The sequence below is a fragment of the Amycolatopsis sp. NPDC051716 genome (assembly GCF_040681595.1).
GTDB lineage: Bacteria > Actinomycetota > Actinomycetes > Mycobacteriales > Pseudonocardiaceae > Amycolatopsis.
In genome coordinates this window covers 176,691-192,744 of record NZ_JBFAZA010000003.1, presented here as the reverse complement: position 1 = coordinate 192,744, position 16,054 = coordinate 176,691, and the positions used below count along the sequence as shown (strand labels likewise).

General features: G+C 74.0%; 18 protein-coding genes. 5 read left to right on the top strand and 13 right to left on the bottom strand.

Annotated features, from left to right (window positions below):
- Window positions 1-4: 4 nt before the first annotated feature.
- Entirely contained in the window at window positions 5-946 is a 942-nt protein-coding gene (locus AB0M30_RS05110) for a PfkB family carbohydrate kinase (protein WP_364580019.1), read from the top strand.
- A gap of 3 nt (window positions 947-949) precedes the next feature.
- On the opposite strand, the gene ligD is transcribed toward AB0M30_RS05110, so the two are convergent.
- Genes ligD through AB0M30_RS05085 form a run of 5 tightly spaced genes read right to left on the bottom strand, consistent with a single transcriptional unit; the run spans window position 950 to window position 3,662 of the window.
- On the bottom strand, window positions 950-2,527 hold the full coding sequence (gene ligD, locus AB0M30_RS05105; protein ID WP_364580016.1) for a non-homologous end-joining DNA ligase: 1,578 nt from the start codon (window positions 2,525-2,527) through the stop codon (window positions 950-952).
- Window positions 2,528-2,544: 17 nt separating this feature from the next.
- Window positions 2,545-2,679 carry a hypothetical protein gene (locus AB0M30_RS05100; protein WP_255410548.1) on the bottom strand — a complete coding sequence of 45 codons (135 nt, stop codon included), beginning with the start codon at window positions 2,677-2,679 and terminating at the stop codon, window positions 2,545-2,547.
- 3 nt (window positions 2,680-2,682) lie between these two features.
- Window positions 2,683-3,237 (bottom strand): hemerythrin domain-containing protein, encoded by a 555-nt coding sequence (locus AB0M30_RS05095; RefSeq protein ID WP_364580013.1) that lies wholly within the window; start codon window positions 3,235-3,237, stop codon window positions 2,683-2,685.
- Window positions 3,238-3,297: 60 nt separating this feature from the next.
- The gene (locus tag AB0M30_RS05090) at window positions 3,298-3,474 is read right to left on the bottom strand and encodes a hypothetical protein (protein ID WP_364580011.1); all 177 of its coding nucleotides are present in this window, start codon (window positions 3,472-3,474) and stop codon (window positions 3,298-3,300) included.
- Complete coding sequence (locus AB0M30_RS05085) at window positions 3,474-3,662, bottom strand: hypothetical protein (RefSeq protein ID WP_364580008.1); 189 nt, start codon at window positions 3,660-3,662, stop codon at window positions 3,474-3,476. The genes AB0M30_RS05090 and AB0M30_RS05085 overlap by 1 nt, the downstream gene beginning before the upstream one ends.
- Window positions 3,663-3,898: 236 nt before the next feature.
- On the opposite strand from AB0M30_RS05085, the gene AB0M30_RS05080 reads away from it, so the two are divergent.
- A complete protein-coding gene (locus tag AB0M30_RS05080; RefSeq protein WP_364580005.1) occupies window positions 3,899-4,693 on the top strand; it encodes a class I SAM-dependent methyltransferase in 795 nt (264 codons plus the stop codon).
- Here the strand turns inward: AB0M30_RS05080 and AB0M30_RS05075 are convergent.
- From AB0M30_RS05075 to AB0M30_RS05055, 5 genes are read right to left on the bottom strand one after another with little or no spacing between them, the layout of a single operon-like run.
- A complete protein-coding gene (locus tag AB0M30_RS05075) occupies window positions 4,677-5,042 on the bottom strand; it encodes a hypothetical protein (protein ID WP_364580002.1) in 366 nt (121 codons plus the stop codon). The genes AB0M30_RS05080 and AB0M30_RS05075 overlap by 17 nt on opposite strands.
- Before the next feature lie 8 nt (window positions 5,043-5,050).
- The gene (locus AB0M30_RS05070; protein WP_364580000.1) at window positions 5,051-8,266 is read right to left on the bottom strand and encodes a WXG100 family type VII secretion target; all 3,216 of its coding nucleotides are present in this window, start codon (window positions 8,264-8,266) and stop codon (window positions 5,051-5,053) included.
- Entirely contained in the window at window positions 8,266-8,583 is a 318-nt protein-coding gene (locus tag AB0M30_RS05065) for a hypothetical protein (RefSeq protein ID WP_103338882.1), read from the bottom strand. Before AB0M30_RS05065 ends, AB0M30_RS05070 begins: the two co-directional genes overlap by 1 nt.
- Complete coding sequence (locus AB0M30_RS05060; RefSeq protein ID WP_230468895.1) at window positions 8,580-8,843, bottom strand: acyl carrier protein; 264 nt, start codon at window positions 8,841-8,843, stop codon at window positions 8,580-8,582. The genes AB0M30_RS05065 and AB0M30_RS05060 overlap by 4 nt, the downstream gene beginning before the upstream one ends.
- A complete protein-coding gene (locus AB0M30_RS05055; protein WP_364579996.1) occupies window positions 8,836-10,476 on the bottom strand; it encodes a fatty acyl-AMP ligase in 1,641 nt (546 codons plus the stop codon). Before AB0M30_RS05055 ends, AB0M30_RS05060 begins: the two co-directional genes overlap by 8 nt.
- A 69-nt stretch (window positions 10,477-10,545) precedes the next feature.
- On the opposite strand from AB0M30_RS05055, the gene AB0M30_RS05050 reads away from it, so the two are divergent.
- Complete coding sequence (locus AB0M30_RS05050) at window positions 10,546-11,025, top strand: DUF2087 domain-containing protein (protein ID WP_364579993.1); 480 nt, start codon at window positions 10,546-10,548, stop codon at window positions 11,023-11,025.
- Here AB0M30_RS05050 and AB0M30_RS05045 read toward each other — a convergent pair.
- Together AB0M30_RS05045 and AB0M30_RS05040 are read right to left on the bottom strand one after the other, a co-directional pair.
- On the bottom strand, window positions 10,989-11,957 hold the full coding sequence (locus AB0M30_RS05045; protein WP_364579990.1) for a sigma-70 family RNA polymerase sigma factor: 969 nt from the start codon (window positions 11,955-11,957) through the stop codon (window positions 10,989-10,991). The two genes, AB0M30_RS05050 and AB0M30_RS05045, sit on opposite strands and share 37 nt — an antisense overlap.
- A gap of 77 nt (window positions 11,958-12,034) precedes the next feature.
- On the bottom strand, window positions 12,035-12,550 hold the full coding sequence (locus AB0M30_RS05040; RefSeq protein ID WP_103339416.1) for a bifunctional nuclease family protein: 516 nt from the start codon (window positions 12,548-12,550) through the stop codon (window positions 12,035-12,037).
- A gap of 162 nt (window positions 12,551-12,712) precedes the next feature.
- On the opposite strand from AB0M30_RS05040, the gene AB0M30_RS05035 reads away from it, so the two are divergent.
- Window positions 12,713-13,189, top strand: coding sequence for an SRPBCC family protein (locus AB0M30_RS05035; RefSeq protein ID WP_364579987.1), 477 nt, complete (start codon window positions 12,713-12,715; stop codon window positions 13,187-13,189).
- Window positions 13,190-13,265: 76 nt separating this feature from the next.
- Window positions 13,266-14,699 carry an MFS transporter gene (locus AB0M30_RS05030; protein WP_364579984.1) on the top strand — a complete coding sequence of 478 codons (1,434 nt, stop codon included), beginning with the start codon at window positions 13,266-13,268 and terminating at the stop codon, window positions 14,697-14,699.
- Here the strand turns inward: AB0M30_RS05030 and AB0M30_RS05025 are convergent.
- On the bottom strand, window positions 14,627-16,039 hold the full coding sequence (locus AB0M30_RS05025; RefSeq protein ID WP_364579981.1) for a PLP-dependent aminotransferase family protein: 1,413 nt from the start codon (window positions 16,037-16,039) through the stop codon (window positions 14,627-14,629). The two genes, AB0M30_RS05030 and AB0M30_RS05025, sit on opposite strands and share 73 nt — an antisense overlap.
- Window positions 16,040-16,054 lie beyond the last annotated feature (15 nt).

The window sequence follows — 16,054 nt, the reverse complement described above, 5'->3', positions numbered from 1 at the left end:
CCCGATGATGTTCAGCGAAGTCGTCGTCGCCGGGCAGATCGCCCGCGACCTGGTGATCGAAGTCCCCGACGCGCCCGATGCGGACTCGTCGGCGCCCGTGAAGCACCGGCAGGAGCTGCTCGGCGGGAAGGGCGCGAACCAGGCCGTGGCGCTGGGCCAGCTCGGGATGTCGGTGTCGCTGGTCGGCGTCGTCGGCCGCGACCGCACCGGGGACGCGCTGCTCGCCCAGGCCCGGGCCGACCGGATCGGCACCTCGCACGTGATCCGCCGGGCGGGCACCGAGACGGCCCTGCTCGTCGACGTCGTCGAGGACCACGGCCGGCGCCGCTACCTCGAGCACGTCCCGGAGGGGACGCTGCTCACCGAGGAGGACGTCTTCGCCGCGGCGGCCCCCATCTCGGCCGCCGCCTCCCTCATCGTGCAGCTGCAGCAGCCCGCACCGGTGGCCCTGCTGGCGGCCCGGCTGGCGCACACGGCGGGCACCCGGGTGGTGCTGGACGGCGCACCCCAGGACGACGCGCTGACGCCCGGCCTGCTCGCCCTCGCCGACGTCGTGCGCGCCGACGGGCACGAAGCCGAGCTCCTCACCGGGCAGCCGGTGGCCGACGTCGCCGCGGCCGCGCGGGCGGCCGCCGACCTCCGGCGGCGGGGGCCGTCCCTGGTGGTGCTCGAAGTCTCCGGCCAGGGCAACCTGTTCGCCGGGCCGGAGGGCACCTGGTTCGTGCCGGACGTCGAGACCGACGTCGTCGATCCGACCGGCGCCGGTGACGCGCTCGTCGCCACCCTGACCGCGGCGCTGACCCGCCGCCGTCCGCTGGAGACGGCGGCGAGCCTGGCCGTCGCGGCCGCGGCGGCGACGACCGGGCACGCGGGTGGGCGCCCGCACCTGTCCCGCGCGGAACTCGACCGGCTGCAGCCGCGGGCGCTGGAAACCGTCCGGGCGTGAGGCCTACAGGCCCGGCAGCTTCTGTTCGAGACCCAGCAGCACCGAGAACGGGTCGCCGTGCTCGGCCAGGCGGCCCGGGAGGTCCCGGATCGTCCAGCGATCGGGCGCGAGCCGCGGGTCGTCCAGCTCGTCCCACTCCAGCGGCACGGAAACCGGCGCGCCGGGCCGCGGCCGGACGCTGTAGGGGGCGACGAGCGTCTTGTTCAGCACGTTCTGCGTGTAGTCGAGCCGGGCGCGGCCGCGGCGCTTGTCCTTCGTCCAGGCCCAGCTGACCAGGTCGGGCAGCACGCGCCCGATCGTCCGGGACACCGTCTCCGCCCAGGCGCGGGTCTGCTCGAACGTGCAGTGCGGGGCGATCGGCACCCACACCTGGACGCCGCGCTGCCCGGTCACCTTGGGCCGGCCGGTGAGGCCCAGGTGCTCGAGCGCGGTGCGGTGCAGCCGCGCCAGCTCCAGGACCTCTTCGAACGTCGTCTCCGGGCCCGGGTCGATGTCGAACAGCACCCACGTCGGGTGGTCGACGTCGGTGGCGCGGGAGGTCCAGGCGTGCAGCTCCAGCGCGCCGTAGTTCGCCAGCCAGGCCAGCGTCGCGACGCTGTCGGCGACGACGTACCGCTGGCTCTCCCCCGGCTCGGCACGCTCGTTGCGCCAGGTGGTCAGCCAGTCGGGCGCGTGCCGCGGGACCTCCTTCTGCCAGAAGCCCGGCTCGGTGACACCTTGCGGGAACCGGTGGGTGTTGAGCGGGCGGCCGGCCAGGTACGGCAGCATGACCGGGCCGACGGTGGCGTAGTACCGGATGAGGTCCCGCTTCGTGACGGGCTTCCCGCCGCCGGCCGCCGGGAAGAGCACCTTGTCCAGGTTGGTCAGGGCCAGCTCGCGGCCCGCCACCGACCACCGGCCCTTCACGCCCAAAGCGTCGAGGGCGGCCAGTTCGTCTTCGGTGGGGGCCTGCCAGCCGCCGACGGATTCCTCCGCCTCCGCGGCCGGGCGGTCGCCGTGCCACAGGGCGTCGGGAGCGGCCGCTACCTCGTCGTTGGTGCGGCCGCTCTTCACCGAGCGCGGGTGGTCTTCGGCGTCCCAGCCGGCCTGCGCGTGCTCGTCCTGCTTGTGCAGGAGGAACCACTGGTCCTTCTCGCCGCGGCTGGTGCGGACGAGGACGAACCGCCCGGCCAGCTTCTCGCCCTCGAGGTCGAAGTGCAGCGTCCCGGCCTCGATCGCGCGGGCCGGGTCGGGTTCGACCGGCCGCCAGACGCCGCGGTCCCAGACGATGACGTCCCCGCCGCCGTACTCGCCGCGCGGGATGACGCCCTCGAACCCGGCGTACTCGATCGGGTGGTCCTCGACGTGCACGGCCAGCCGGCGCGCCTTCGGGTCCAGCGTCGGGCCCTTCGGCACCGCCCAGCTGACCAGCACGCCGCCGAGTTCGAGGCGGAAGTCGTAGTGCAGCCGGCGCGCGCGGTGCCGCTGCACCACGAACCGGTGGCCGTCCGGACCGGCGGACCCGCCGGCCGGCTCCGCGGTCCGGTCGAAGTCGCGCATCTCCTGGTAGCGCCGCAGTTTGCGGGCCGGGTCTGCTGCCATGCCCGGGGAGTACCCAGTCAGTCCGGTGACGACCAGGGTGGGTTCTTCTTCGCCAGCTCCTCGTATTCGGCGACCTCCTGCGGGGTCGGGTCGGTGCCGGCTTCCTCGGCGAATTCCTCCGGATCGGTGACGTCGTCGCCGGGCTCGGTCACGCCTCAGCCTCCCAGCGCGCCGCGGATGAGGTCCCGCGCCCGGTCCATGATCGCCGCGGGCGCGCCCAGCAGCAGGTTCGCCTTCGCGCTCTCGACGCCGGGGTGCGGCCGGGTCGGCCCGACCGCTTCGGCCACCTTGGCGGTCGCGGCCATCGCCCGCAGCCGCTCGGGCGGGCGGTGGGCCCGCAGCAGCGGGAACTCGTCGCGCTCTTCGTGCTCGGCGTGTGCGAGGACGTCCTCGCGCAGCTGGACGAGCAGGGTGTCGAAGCCGTCGGCTTCCGGGCCCATCTTCTGCAGGGTGGTCAGCAGTTCCTTCGCCCGGTGCTCCTCACCCAGCCGCGCCTCGACGACCGGCTTCGCCGCGGGCTCGAGGTCGCGGATCTCGGGGTGCACGACCAGTTCCTCGGCGGTCTCGTGCACGGCGAGCAGCCGCACGAGGTCGTGGAACAGGTCCCGCCGCCGGTCGCCTTCCGCGGTTTCCAGCGCGGCGAACAGCTCGCGGATTTCCCGGTGCTGGCGCTGCAGGAACTCGATGACGTCCTCGTCGTGTTCCGCCATGGAACGGCCTCCTCCTGGCTCGATACTCGGTCGGAAGCGGCGTTCCCCGTCCCGGACGGGTTACTCGTCGCGAGGGGCGACTGTGAGCCACAGCGCGCCGGCGACGGCGACGACGAGCCCGGCGACGGTCCACCAGGACCACCAGCCGAAGAATGCGACGACGAGCCCGACGGCGAGCAGCACGCTCCCACCGACCGACGCGGTGTCCTGGTCCCCGGCCCGGGCGGCGAAGGCCATCAGCCCACCTGCCCGTCGACGGCGGCCACGACGAGCGCGGCGCACCGCGCCACGGTCACGCCTCTTTCTTGGGCCATCGAAACGAGGGCGGCCTGGGCGGCCGGACGGCTGAGTCCTTGCGCGGCAAGGACTTCCAGCGCCAGGCCGGTGACATCACGGGCGGGCGGGGCGGCGGCGCGCACGGGCATCGGAAAACCTCCGGCTGGTTCGGCGGCGGAAAGAATGCGACCGGGTACCCCGCCGCGCCGGGTTTCACACCCCTTCACTGATCCGGGTGGAGCCGGGCGGGTTCAGCTCCCGGCGAGCCTTTCCGTCCGGCCACGGCGACCACCGCCGGGTCTCGCCGGGCCGGTCGCATCGCCCGCTCTCCCCCGGCGAGCCACACCCGCGGTCCGTCCACGACCGAAGTACCTACGCTGAAGACGTGACCGACGCGTGGGAATGGGACCCGTCCCTCTATTCGGGCAGCGCGCCGTACTACGCGCGGGGCCGCGTGGCGTATCCCGCGGAGCTCGCCACGGCCTTCGCCACCGAGCTCGGGCTGGACGGATCGGGCCGGCTGCTCGACGTCGGCTGCGGACCCGGGTCGCTGACGCTGCCGCTGGCCGGGGCGTTCGAGGAAGCGGTCGGGCTCGACGCCGACGGGGACATGCTCGCCGAAGCGGCCCGGCTGGCGGCGGCCGCCGGGATCGGGAACTGCCGGTGGGTGCACCGGCGCGCGGAAGAACTGCCCGCGGGGCTGGGCTCGTTCCGGGTGGTCACCTTCGCGCAGTCGTTCCACTGGTTCGACCGGCCCCGCGTCGCCGCCGCGGTGCGCGGAATGCTCGTGCCGGGCGGGGTCTGCGCCCACGTGCACGCGTCGACGCACGAGATCGTGCACCCGGCGATCGCGGAGCTGGTGCGCGAGTACCTCGGCCCGGTGCGGCGTGCGGGACGCGGCTCGCTGCCGGACGGCACGCCCGGCGGCGAGGCGGCGGTCTACCGCGCGGCCGGGTTCCACGGCCCGCGGCGGTTCGAGCTGCCGGGGCGGGTCGTCACCCGGACGGTCGACGAGGTCGTCGCCGGGGTGTTTTCGCTGTCGAGTTCGGCACCGCACCTGTTCGGCGAGCGGCGGGCCGGGTTCGAGGCGGACCTGCGGCGGCGGCTGGCGCCGGCGGAGACGTTCACCGTGCGGCTGCCCGAGGTCGCCGTCGACCTGTGGTTCACCAGGGGTTGTTGAAGTCCTCTTCCTCTTCGGCGGCGGTGCGGGGCCGCCGGGCGGCCCGCGGCTCGTCCCGCGCGGGCCGCGGCGCCGGTTCGAACCCGCCGGGGCCCGGATACGCCTCCGCGTCGAAGGCGGAGGCCGGTTCGGCGTGCGACCGGTCGGTGCTCCACCCGGACTTGGTCTTGCGCTGGGCCATCTCGCGGACGTGCTGGACGTACCGCTCCGCCGCCTGGACCTGCTTGGTCATGTACTCGTGGGACCGGGCCTTGATCTCCTCGCCCTGCTGTTCGCGCAGGGCACGGCGATCGGCCTGTTCGCGGACGAGGCCGTCGAGCTCGGCCCGCATCCCGGCGATGTCGGTCATGCGTCCTCCTACCTGGTCCGCGGGTCTTCGTCGTCCAGGGAACCGATGATCCGCCGCCCGGGCTCACCGAGGTTGTCGAAGACGGCGCCGTCGATGCGGTAGGCGGACGCGCGGCGCTCGGTGTCGCCGCCGCCACCGCCATGGCCACCGCCCATGGCCCCCATGCCGGGCATCCCGGACATCGACGAGCCGGCCGACCCGGCTGAGCCGGGCGCACCGGACGCCGCCGCGAAGGCGGCCGCGGGCTGCGGCTGCGCGGCGGCGCCGGAGTGGGCACCCCCGGAGACGGGGGCGTCCCCGAGCCCGGAGGCGGCCGGGTCGAAGCCCGCGCCCGAGACGCCGACGTGCGCGCCGCCGCCGATCCCGGCCATCGAGGGGCCGGAGTGTGCACCGCCACCGCCGCCGCCGGAGTGCGCGCCGCCGGGCGAACCGTCGCCAGCACCATGTGAACCGTCGCCGGCGCCGTGGTGCGAGCCGCCGGTGTCGCCGGGCGAGCCATGCCCGCCGCCGTGCGAACCGTCGCCACCGCCGTGGTCCGAGCCGCCGTGGTGCGAGTCGCCGGCGGGTGTGCCGGTGTCGTTCGGCGCGAGGTCCTCGAGGGTGCCTCGGTGGGTGGGCAGGTCGTCGAGCTGCTTCTCGGGCGTGTCGCCGAGGGCCCGGTCCGGCTTGTCTTCGTCGCCCAAGGTGTATGTCGTCGGGGTGCCCTTGCCGTCGTCGACGGTCACCGTCGTCGGGCCGTCCGGCCCGTCGGGGCGCTCGGCGGTGATCTCGAGGCCGCCGTCCTTGATGTGGATCTTGCCGTCCGGGCCGGGGCGGAAGGTGTCCGTGTCCGTCCCTTGTGGACCGTCGGTGGGCTTGCCGTCGCCGGACCAGTCGAGCTTGAAGTCCTTCGGTTCGCCGGGGCCGTCGCCGACCTTGATGTCCATCTTGCCGTCGTGGTCCGGCTCGGTCATCTCGAAGGTCTTGTCGCCCTGCTTGACCTTGAGGACATCCCGATCGTCGTCGCCGAGCAGGCTGTCAGGCTTGTCACCGGGCTTGTCACCGGGATCCGTCTCGATGCCCGGGCCGCCGAACTCCTTCAGCGCGTCCGCGGCCTTCTTCTTCGCGTCCTCCGCGGCCTGCTCGGCCGCGGCCTTGCCGTCTTCGCCCGAGCCCGAGCCCGAGCCCGTGTCGCTGCCACCCGAGCCCGAACCGGAACCGCCGCCCGCACCATCGCCGGAGTCGGTCTCGATCCCGGGACCGCTGAACTCCTTCAGCGCGTCGGCAGCCTTCTTCTTCGCCGCTTCGGCAGCCGCGACCGCGGCGTCCTGGCCGCTGTCGGACGGCGGCGTCATCGACGACGGTGCCGTGCTGTCGGATCCCGGCCCCGAACCACCGCCGGAGCCCGAGCCACCGCCCGAGTCCGCACCGCCACCCGAGCCCAGGCCCGCTCCGGCGCCGGAGTCGGTCTGGATCCCTGGGCCGCTGAACTCCTTCAGCGCATCCGCGGCCTTCTGTTTCGCCGCCTCGGCCGCCTGAGCCGCCTGCTGCTTGGCCGCTTCCGCGGCCTGCTGCTTCGCCGCCTCCGCCGCGGATCCGTCGTCCTGGCCGGGCGGCGAGTCCGAGCCACCACCGGCCGAGCCACCGCCCCCGGAACCACCGCCCGTGGAGCCGCCGCCCGACGCCGCGGCCCCGTCCGGGATCGGCGGCACCTGACCACCGCCACCGCCCGCTCCCGAGCCGCTTCCGGAACCGGAGCCGGCGCCGCTCGGCAGGTCGGCCCCGGCGCCGCCACCGGCTCCCGAACCGCCGCCCGGCGCACCGGCACCCGAGCTCGTGTCGGGAATCGGCGGCACCTGACCGCCACCCCCGCCGGCCCCCGAACCACCGGAACCAGAGCCCGAACCACCGGCACCCGAACCACCGGCTCCGGAACCCGAGCCCGACCCCGAACCGCTACCGGACCCGCCCGAACCCGAACCCGAACCACCGGCACCGCCGCCGGACCCGCCGGCCGTACCGGCTCCCCCGGTCCCGGACGCACCCGGAGTGCCGGACCCGCCGGGCAGCGACACGCCCTCGAACTCGTTGCGGATCCCGCCCATCACCTTGTCGAGCGCGTCGTACGCCTGGTCGACCAGGTCCTTCGTGTCCTTGCAGGTCTTCGCGAAACCCTGGTACAGCCGGTCCCACATGTCGGGGTTGAACTGGTTCTGCACCCACTGCTTGGCCAGGTCCTGGCCGTGCTTCTTGATCTCGTCGCCGTCGCAGCAGCCCTGGTCGTTGAGCGTCTTGACCAGGTTCGTCCCGAAGTTCAGGTCCATCCAGCCCGCGATCTGGGCGAGGTCCTGCTCGTTGCCGTGCTCGCCGTTGGCGACGGCGACGACCTTCTGCGCCATCGTGTAGTCGGCCTTGCCGACCAGGTCGGTGTACATCCCGATGACGGCGTCGGCCTTGCCCTTGCACAGCTGGAACACCGTCGTGGCGGTGCTCAGCGTCGCCTCGCTCGCGCTGCCGAGCGTCTGGGACAGCTTGGCCGCCTTCGGCTGGATCTTGTCGTTGTAGGTGTCCGACGCGGCATCGGCACCCGCGCCGCTCCAGCTGCCGAACAGGGTGCCCAGCTGCGAGCCGGTGTCCTGCTCGGTCCGGTCCACCGTCTCCGAGCCGCGCTTGAAGTGCCCGGCGTCCGCGACGAAGTCGGCGAAGCTGATCCCGCGCTGCTCGTCGAACGGCGCGCGGATGTCCTTGTCGAGGTCGATCGCGCGGGTGTTGCCGCGGCAGTCGGCCGGGATCTTCGCCAGCAGCGAACCGAACGTCTCGAACAGCTTCAGCGCGGGCGCGGCGGCGTCGAAGATCTCGTCGGACGTCTTCGTCCCGGTGGCGCCGGCTCCGTCGTCGGCGGCGGCGGGCGGCTTCGTCTCGTCGAGCTTCTTCTTGCCGTCGTCGACGGCTTTCTTTTCCTGGTCCTCGTTGTAGCTGTTCTGGTCGCCGCTCGCCTTGGCCTTGTCGTAGGCCTCGTCGACCGACTGGCCGGCGAACAGCGGGTTCGCCGCGTAGGCGTGCGCGTACTTCTCGGCTTCCTGCCGCTTCTGCTTGATCTCGTCCGGTTCCTGGTCGGCCAGGAACGGCGGCGGTGGCGGGTTTTCCCGCAGCCAGCTGCTGATCAGCGCGCTCTTCTGCCCGGCGGGCACGCTCGGGTCGTCGAGCAGCGCCTTGACGTCGGACCACTTCTTCTTCTCGGCCATCAGAGCGAGCCCCCGGCGTTCGTGATCGCGCCCGCCTGGTTGTCTTCGTTGGCGCCGTAGCTCGAGCCGGCGGTGCCGAGGTTCGTGCCGAACGAGCCGAGGGTGCTGCTGTAGCCGGAAACCGCGGCCCACAACGCCTGGGCGCCGGCGGTGTACTTGGTCGCGTGGGCGCCGTGCGCCCGGCCGAACTTCTCCGCCGTCACCTGCGGCGTCTGCAGGTCCGGGTTGTCGTCCAGCAGGTTTTCCGCCAGGTCGCCGATGGTCTTGGACGCCGCCGACAACGCTTCGGTCGTCGCGGTGTACCCCCCGCCGCTCATTTCAGCGCCTCTCCTGAAGATCCTCGAGTTCCCAGTGCTTCCGCGAGCACGCCGGCCACGGACCCGACGTCGGTGAACCGGTCGAGCCGGTCCAGGTCGATCGTCACCCCGTAATAGATCTCCAGCGCCGCCAGCAGCTTGATCCGCCCCTTCGAGTCGATGCCCAGCTCCTCCAGGGGCGCGTCGGGCTCGACGAGAGCCGGGTCGAGCCGGAAGGTGTCGCAGACGACCTTCGTGACCTCGGCGCGGTGATCACCCACGGTCGCCACCATAACGTGCTTTCGCGGCCGACCGGGCGACCTTGCCGCTCGATGTGCGCGGAAGTCCACCGGAAGGGACCAGACGTACCGCGCGCAGCGTGAGACCGTGTTCGCGCGACACCGCGCGCAGCACCGCCCGGGTCACCTCCCGGTCGTCGGCGTCGGCGCCGCGCACCCGCTCCGCCACCACCACCGCGCCCTCGCCGCCGGAGTCGGCGACGCCGAACGCGGCGACGCGGTCGCGGCGGATCGCGGGGTGGGCCTCCGCGGCCGCCGCTTCGATGTCCTGCGGGTGGAAGTTGCGGCCGTCGATGACGATGAGGTCCTTGAGCCGTCCGGTGACGTACAGATCGCCGCGGTGCACGACACCGAGGTCGCCGGTGCGCAGCCAGCCGGCGAGGCCGCCGAGCTCGGCACCGAACGCCGCGGCGTCGCCGCGGCCCCAGTACCCGGTCGCGACGTTCGGGCCGTGCACCCAGATCTCGCCGACCAGGCCTTCGGGCTGTTCCCGGCCGTCCCGGACGATCCGGACGAGCTGCCCGACGGGACGGCCGACGGACACGAGTTCCTGCCCTCCGTCGGTTTCGACGGCCCGGCCCTGCGCGAGGGCTTCGCGGTCGAACACGGCGCCACGCGGCCCCTCCTCGCCCGCGCTCGCGACGTACACGGTGGCTTCGGCGAGCCCGTACGACGGCCGGTGCGCCTCCCGCCGGAAGCCGCGCGGCCCGAACACCTCGTGGAAGCGCTCGATCGTGGCCGGCCGGACGGGTTCGCTGCCGTTCAGCGCGACCCGGACGTCCGACAGGTCGAGGTCCTCGACGGCGCCGGCCTCGGCGGCGAGGTCGTAGGCGAAGTTCGGCGCGGCGGTGAACACCGCGGGGTACCCGGCGAGCTGCCGCAGCCAGCGCGCCGGCCGGTGCACGAACTCGGCCGGCGCCATGAACACCGATCGCCCGCCGGAGAAGACGGGCAGGCACAGCAGCTGGATCAGGCCCATGTCGTGGAAGAACGGGATCCAGCCGGCGCAGGTGGTGCCCTCGTCGACGGCGTAGGCGAGACTGCCCTGCCAGCAGGCGGCGACGATCGCGCGGTGCGGGATCACCGCGCCGGCCGGCTCGCGCGTCGAGCCGGACGTGTACTGCAGGTAGGCCGGGCTGTCCGGCGGCACCGGCACCGGATCGGCGCCGGGCCCGGTGAGCTCGTCGACCACCACGACGCTCTCGTGCGCGGGCAGTCCCGGCGCCGCGGCCGACGACGTCAGCCACACCCGCGCGCCGCTGTCGGCGAGGACCCCGGCGAGCCGCCCGGCCTGCGCGGGACTCGACGGCGCCATCAGCGGGACGGCGATCAGGCCGGCGGCCAGCGCGCCGAAGAACGCCAGCGGGTAGGCCAGCTCCTGGCCCGCGAGGATGGCGACGCGCTCGCCCGGCCCGGCCACCCGGCGCAGCTCGCCGGCCACCACCCGGACCCGGGCGGCGAACTCCGCCCACGTCAACGTGTGCTCCACGCCGCGAACGTGGTCCTGGTGGGTGAACAGGGGCCGGTCGTCATCGGCGCGGGCGAACAGGCACGCCACGATCGACGTGCGCAGCACGGCCTCGGGCACGGTCGCCGGCGCGGTCGGACGAGGCACGCAGCGCAACCTACCGGTGCGCCGAAACCCGGTTCACCCCCGGGGCGAGCGCGGGTACGGTCGCTGACCATGGCCTCCCCGGAAGCGCTGGTCTCCGCCCTCGCGGACCCGGACCGGCTCCAGCTCTTCGCCCGCATCTGCACCGCCCCCGACGGGCTCGAGGCGAGCCAAGCCACCGCCAAGCTCGCGAAGCGGCTCGTCGACGCGGGACTCGTCACCGTGACCGAGGGCCGCTACCGGGCCGTGCCGCCGGTGTTCCGCGACGCGCTCGCCAAGGCCCCGGTCGATCCGCTCGACGCGCTCTTCCGCCACGGACGGCTCGTCTCGATCCCGCATTCGGGCCGGCGGCGGCAGCTGCTGCTGGCGTACCTCGCCGAGCGCTTCGAACCCGGCCGGCTCTACAGCGAGCAGGACGTCCGCGAGAAGCTCTCGATGATCCACGACGACCACGCGACACTCCGCCGCTACCTCGTCGACGACGGCCTCCTGCAGCGCAGCAACGACGGCGGCGCCTACGGCCGTCCGTCGGAAGCGCGCGCCGCCGGCTGAGTCGCCGGGAGGTCGAACAGCGCCAGGACGTCCGCATCGGCGAACACGACGTTGTGCGCGACCCGCCCGCCTCGCACGGTGAGCACCTGCAGCGTGTGCAGCCGGAACACCCCGGCGTCGTCGCGGCAGTAGGCCACGAGCGCGGGCCGTCCGTTGGCGGCCGTGCGGGTCATGCGCCACTCCGTGCCCCGCATCCCGTACATCCGTTCCAGGAACCGGCCGTAGTCGCCGCGGCCCCGGAACCACAGCGGCACCGGCGGCATCTCCATCACGACGTCGTCGGTGAGCAGCTCGACGAGCCCGGCGACGTCGGCGCGTTCGAACGCGCGCAGGTAGCGGTCCACGACCGCTTCGACCGCGGTGTCGTCCGGCTCGGGCACCTCGTCGGCCGACAGCCCGCCCAGCCCCGCGCGGGCGCGCTGCAGGGCGCTGTTGACCGCGGCCGGGGTCGTGTCGAGGAACCCGGCCACTTCCGCCGCGCTGAACTCCAGGACGTCCCGCAGGATCAGCACCGCGCGCTGCTTCGGCGGGAGGGTCTGCATCGCCGCGAGCAGCGCCAGCCGGAGCGTGCCGCGGCGGGCCAGGCGCAGCCCGGGGTCGTCGAGGCGGGCGTCCGGGAACGGCTGCAGCCAGGGGATTTCGAACGACGGCGTCAGCGGGGCGCCCGGGTCGTCGCCCGGGCCGCCGAGCCCGGACGGCAGCGGCCGCCGGGCCCGTCCTTCGAGAGCGGTGAGGCAGGCGTTGGTGGCGATGCGGTAAAGCCAGGTGCGCACCGAGGCGCGGGCGGGGTCGTAGCCCGCCCACGCCTTCCACGCGCGGACCAGCGTCTCCTGCACCAGGTCCTCGGCCTCGTGGAGCGAGCCGAGCATGCGGTAGCAGTGCGCCAGCAGCTCACGCCGGTGCGGTTCCGTGCGCGTCGCGAAGTCCTGCATCGTTCTCCCGTCCGGACGGTTTCCGGCAGGTGTACCGGTGCCGAGGCCGGAATTCATCGCCGGCGGGAGAAATCTTCCTACAGGTCGTCGAAGTCCTCCGGCCGCAGGCCGTCGAGCTCGGCGCGGAACCGGGCCACCTCGGCTTCGGCGTCCAGCACGTCGGCGGCCGGCCCTTCGGCTTCCTGTTCGACCTCGAGCTGCACGGAAGCGACGTCCAGCACCTCTTCGGCGACGCGGATGGGCGCGCCCTGGCGGAGGCCGAGCGCGACCGCGTCGCTCGGGCGAGCCGAGACGCGGGTGCCCGAGGCGAGCACGAGGTCGGCGTAGAAGATGCCGTCCCGCACCTCGGTCAGCTCGACCGCGGCGAGGCCCTGGCCGAACGCGGCGAGCACGTCGCCGAGCAGCTCGATGGTGCCCGGGCGCGGCTGCGCGATCTGTTCCCGGGCGCGCACGAGGGCCTCCGCCTCGCCGTACCCGATCATGATCGCCAGCCAGCGGCGCGCGCCCTCCGGCTCGCGCAGCAGCATCAGCGGCGCCTCACCGGGCACGGGAACGGCCATTCCCACCACTTCGATCGGAATCACGCTGACCACCGCCCCGTCCGTTTCGAGGGACTCCTCCGCGCGCCAAGTACCCACAACGGCGGGTCGGCAACCCGATCCGGCGGCCCGGTTTTCCGGCAGCGGCCTCTTCTCGGCTGCGGAGTCCACTCCGGCGCCTTGCCCGGCGGCGGCGGCCGCTGTCACCGTCGGGGCGTGGAACCGACGATTTCGCGCAGTGTGCCCGTCTCCGCCGACCCGGACACGGTGTGGGCGTGGGTCACCGACCTGCCGCGGATGGGCGAGCTGAGCCCGGAGAACGTCGGCGGCCGCTGGCTGGACGGCACCGGCCCGGCGCTCGGCGCGCGGTTCCGCGGCCGCAACCGCAACGGCGAGCTGCAGTGGTGGACGCGGGTGCGGGTGGTCGCGTTCGAGCCCGGCCGCCGGTTCGCCTTCGACGTGCGCACGCCGCTCGGCTCGCGGGTTTCGCGGTGGGAGTACGTGCTGACGCCGGCCGCCGACGGCTGCGTGGTCACCGAGAACTGGTACCGGATCGGCAGCTGGGTGGTGCGGAAGTTCATGGGGCCGCGCGTCACCGGCCGCGCCGACCGGCCGGGGTACAACGTCCGGTCGATCGAGCACACCCTCGCGGCGCTGCAAACCCGGGCCCGGCGGGCCCGCCAGGTGACCTGAGTCGCTCCGAACAGGCGGGTCTCTTGTTAGGACCCACTCTGTCCAGCTAGGTTGCTTTTTCGAACCTAGGAGGACCATGCCCCCCAGCGCGCCGAAGCCCGGCCTCGTGCTGCTCGTCGTCTCGACGGCCGCGTTCCTCGCGAGCCTGGACACCTTCATCGTCACGATCGCCTTCCCCGGCATCCGGGCCGCGTTCCCCGGCGACGACCTGGCGACGCTGTCGTGGGTGCTCAACGGCTACACGGTGCTGTTCGCCGCCTGCCTCGCCCCGGCCGGGCGGCTGGCCGACCGCTACGGCCGCCGCCGGTTGTTCCTCGCCGGCGTGGCGGTGTTCACCCTCGCTTCGGCGGCCTGCGCGGCCGCGCCGTCGATCCCCGTGCTGATCGCCTTCCGCGCGGTGCAGGCGATCGGCGCCGCGCTCGTCATGCCGACATCGCTGGCGCTGCTGCTGACGGCGTTCCCGCCGCACCGGCGGCCGATGGCGGTCGGGGTCTGGGCGTCGGTGGGCGCGGCGGCCGCGGCCCTCGGCCCGCCGGTCGGCGGCCTGCTCGTCGAGGCGTCCTGGCGCTGGGTGTTCCTGGTCAACCTGCCGATCTGCGCGGCGACCCTGCTGGCCGGGCCGCGGGTGCTGCGCGAGTCGCGGGACACCGCCACCGGTGTCCCGGACGTCCTCGGCGCCGCCGGGCTGCTGGTGGGCGTCGGCGCATCGGCGTACGCGCTGGTCGAGGCGCCCGGCCGCGGCTGGGGCGCGCCACCGGTGCTGCTGGCGTTCGCGGTGGCCGCCGTCGCGCTGGCCTGGGTCCCGCTGCGCTCGGCGCGGCATCCGGTGCCGGTGCTGGACCTGCCGGCCCTGCGCGTCCCGACGTTGTGGCTGGCCTGCCTGACCACCGGCGTGTTCGCCGCCGGGTTCGCGGCGATGCTGTTCGGCAACGTGCTGTTCCTGACGTCGATTTGGCACGACTCGATCCTGGTGGCCGGGCTGTCCCTGGCGCCGGGCCCGCTGGTGGTGGTGCCGGTGTCGATCCTCGGCGGCCGGTTCGTGCACCGCTTCGGGCCGGGCCCGGTGGTCGCCCTCGGCGGCGTCGCGTTCGGAGCCGGCGTGCTGATCTGGGTGCTGAACATGGGATCGGTGCCCGGCTACGTCGCGTCGATGCTGCCGGGCCAGCTGCTGACCGGCCTCGGCGTCGGGCTGATCCTGCCGAGCCTTTCGGGCGTGGTGGGCACGGTCCTGCCGCCGCCCCGCTGGGGCGCGGGCTCCTCGATGGTGAACACGGCCCGGCAGATCGGCACGGTCCTGGGCACGGCGGTGCTGGTCGCCGTCTTCGCCGGGACGCCGGACCTGGCGGACTTCCGGCGGGGCTGGCTGCTGATCCTGGCCACGGCGGCACTGACGAGCGCCGGCGGTTTGCTGATCGCCACCCGGCGGCGCACGGACCACTACACCGAGCCCCAGGCCTCGTCCAGCACCGCGAGCCCGGCGTCGATCCCGGCCGGCGGGATCGAGCCGTAGCCGAGGACCACGCCTTGGCGCGGGAAACCGCCGCACAGGTCGGAAAGCGTCTGGATCGCCGCCCCGGCCGCGGCCGCGCGGGCCACGATCGGCTCCAGGTCCGTGCCGTCCTCGGCCAGGGCGCACAGGTGCAGGCCCGCCGCCGACGGCACCGGGCTGAGCCGGCCCGCGAAAACCCGCTCCAGGGTCGCGGTGATGCGCTCGTGGCGCTCCGCGTAGACCTTCGTCGCGCGGCGGAGGTGCCGGGCGAACAGGCCTTCGTCGATGAACCCGGCCAGCGCGGCCTGCGCGGGCAGGTCGCCGTGCCAGCCCGACAGCTGCCGGGCGTGGTGCAGCGCGTCGCGCAGTGAGGCCGGGGCGACCAGGAAACCCAGGCGCAGCATGGGAAGCAGCGTCTTCGAGAACGAGCCGACGTAGGCCACGCGGCCGTCGCGGTCCAGGCTCTGCAACGGTTCCAGGGGCCGGTCGGAGAACCGGAACTCGCTGTCGTAGTCGTCCTCGACGACGACCGCGCCGGCGCGCGCCGCCCACGCCAGCAGCGCCGTGCGGCGGGCGAGGGACATCGGCGTGCCGAGCGGGAACTGGTGCGACGGCGTGACGTAGACCAGTTTCGTGCGCGGCGGCAGCGCGGCGACGTCGAGCCCTTCGCCGTCCACCGGCACGCCGACGACGTCGGCGCCGTGCGAGGCGAACAGCTGCTTCGCCATCCGGTAACCGGGCTCCTCGATGGCGACGCGGTCGCCGGGTTCGAGCAGCACGCGGCAGAGCAGATCCAGGGCCTGCTGCGCGCCTTGGGTGACGAGCACGTCGTCGGCGCCGGCGCGGACCGAGCGCGAGACGCCGACGTGCCGGGCGATCGCCGCGCGCAGGCCGGGGTGGCCGCCGGGTTCGGCGTAGTGCGCGAACCCGGCGGTGTCCCGCAGTTCCCGCGCGAGCAGGCGGCGCCAGGTGTCCAGCGGGAACAGCGTGGCGTCGGGGATGCCCACGCGGAAGTCGAACACCGGGGCGGGAGCCACGGCGGCCGGGGCCGGCAGCGACCGCCACACCGCCTTCGGCTGCGGCCCCTTTTCCGACGGCGCGGTGCGCGGTTTCGGCGTCGGGAGTTCCCCGCTGACGTATGTTCCGGCGCCGACGCGGCCGGTGAGGAAACCGTCGGCGGTGAGGCGGTCGTAGGCGACCGCGACGGTGTTGCGCGAGACGGCCAGGCGCCGCGCGAGCTCCCGGGTCGGCGGCAGCCGCTCCCCCGCGCGCAGCCTGCCGTCCAGGACGGCGTCGCGCAGCTGGCGGTAGATGCGGACGCTGAGGTCGCCGCGGCCGGCCAGGCTGACGTGGAAGTCCATCCGGCGAGGCTACAT

Excerpts from the sequence above, each read along its gene's own strand:
- AB0M30_RS05075 (WP_364580002.1), bottom strand. The coding sequence starts at position 5,042 with ATGACCGACATCGCCGGGATGCGGGCCGAGCTCGACGGCCTCGTCCGC.
- AB0M30_RS05045 (WP_364579990.1), bottom strand. The coding sequence starts at position 11,957 with ATGCAGGACTTCGCGACGCGCACGGAACCGCACCGGCGTGAGCTGCTG.
- AB0M30_RS05095 (WP_364580013.1), bottom strand. The coding sequence starts at position 3,237 with ATGGCGGAACACGACGAGGACGTCATCGAGTTCCTGCAGCGCCAGCAC.
- AB0M30_RS05065 (WP_103338882.1), bottom strand. The coding sequence starts at position 8,583 with ATGAGCGGCGGGGGGTACACCGCGACGACCGAAGCGTTGTCGGCGGCG.
- AB0M30_RS05050 (WP_364579993.1), top strand. The coding sequence starts at position 10,546 with ATGGCCTCCCCGGAAGCGCTGGTCTCCGCCCTCGCGGACCCGGACCGG.
- AB0M30_RS05025 (WP_364579981.1), bottom strand. The coding sequence starts at position 16,039 with ATGGACTTCCACGTCAGCCTGGCCGGCCGCGGCGACCTCAGCGTCCGC.
- AB0M30_RS05070 (WP_364580000.1), bottom strand. The coding sequence starts at position 8,266 with ATGGCCGAGAAGAAGAAGTGGTCCGACGTCAAGGCGCTGCTCGACGAC.
- AB0M30_RS05085 (WP_364580008.1), bottom strand. The coding sequence starts at position 3,662 with ATGCCCGTGCGCGCCGCCGCCCCGCCCGCCCGTGATGTCACCGGCCTG.
- AB0M30_RS05110 (WP_364580019.1), top strand. The coding sequence starts at position 5 with ATGATGTTCAGCGAAGTCGTCGTCGCCGGGCAGATCGCCCGCGACCTG.
- AB0M30_RS05090 (WP_364580011.1), bottom strand. The coding sequence starts at position 3,474 with ATGGCCTTCGCCGCCCGGGCCGGGGACCAGGACACCGCGTCGGTCGGT.
- AB0M30_RS05030 (WP_364579984.1), top strand. The coding sequence starts at position 13,266 with ATGCCCCCCAGCGCGCCGAAGCCCGGCCTCGTGCTGCTCGTCGTCTCG.
- ligD (WP_364580016.1), bottom strand. The coding sequence starts at position 2,527 with ATGGCAGCAGACCCGGCCCGCAAACTGCGGCGCTACCAGGAGATGCGC.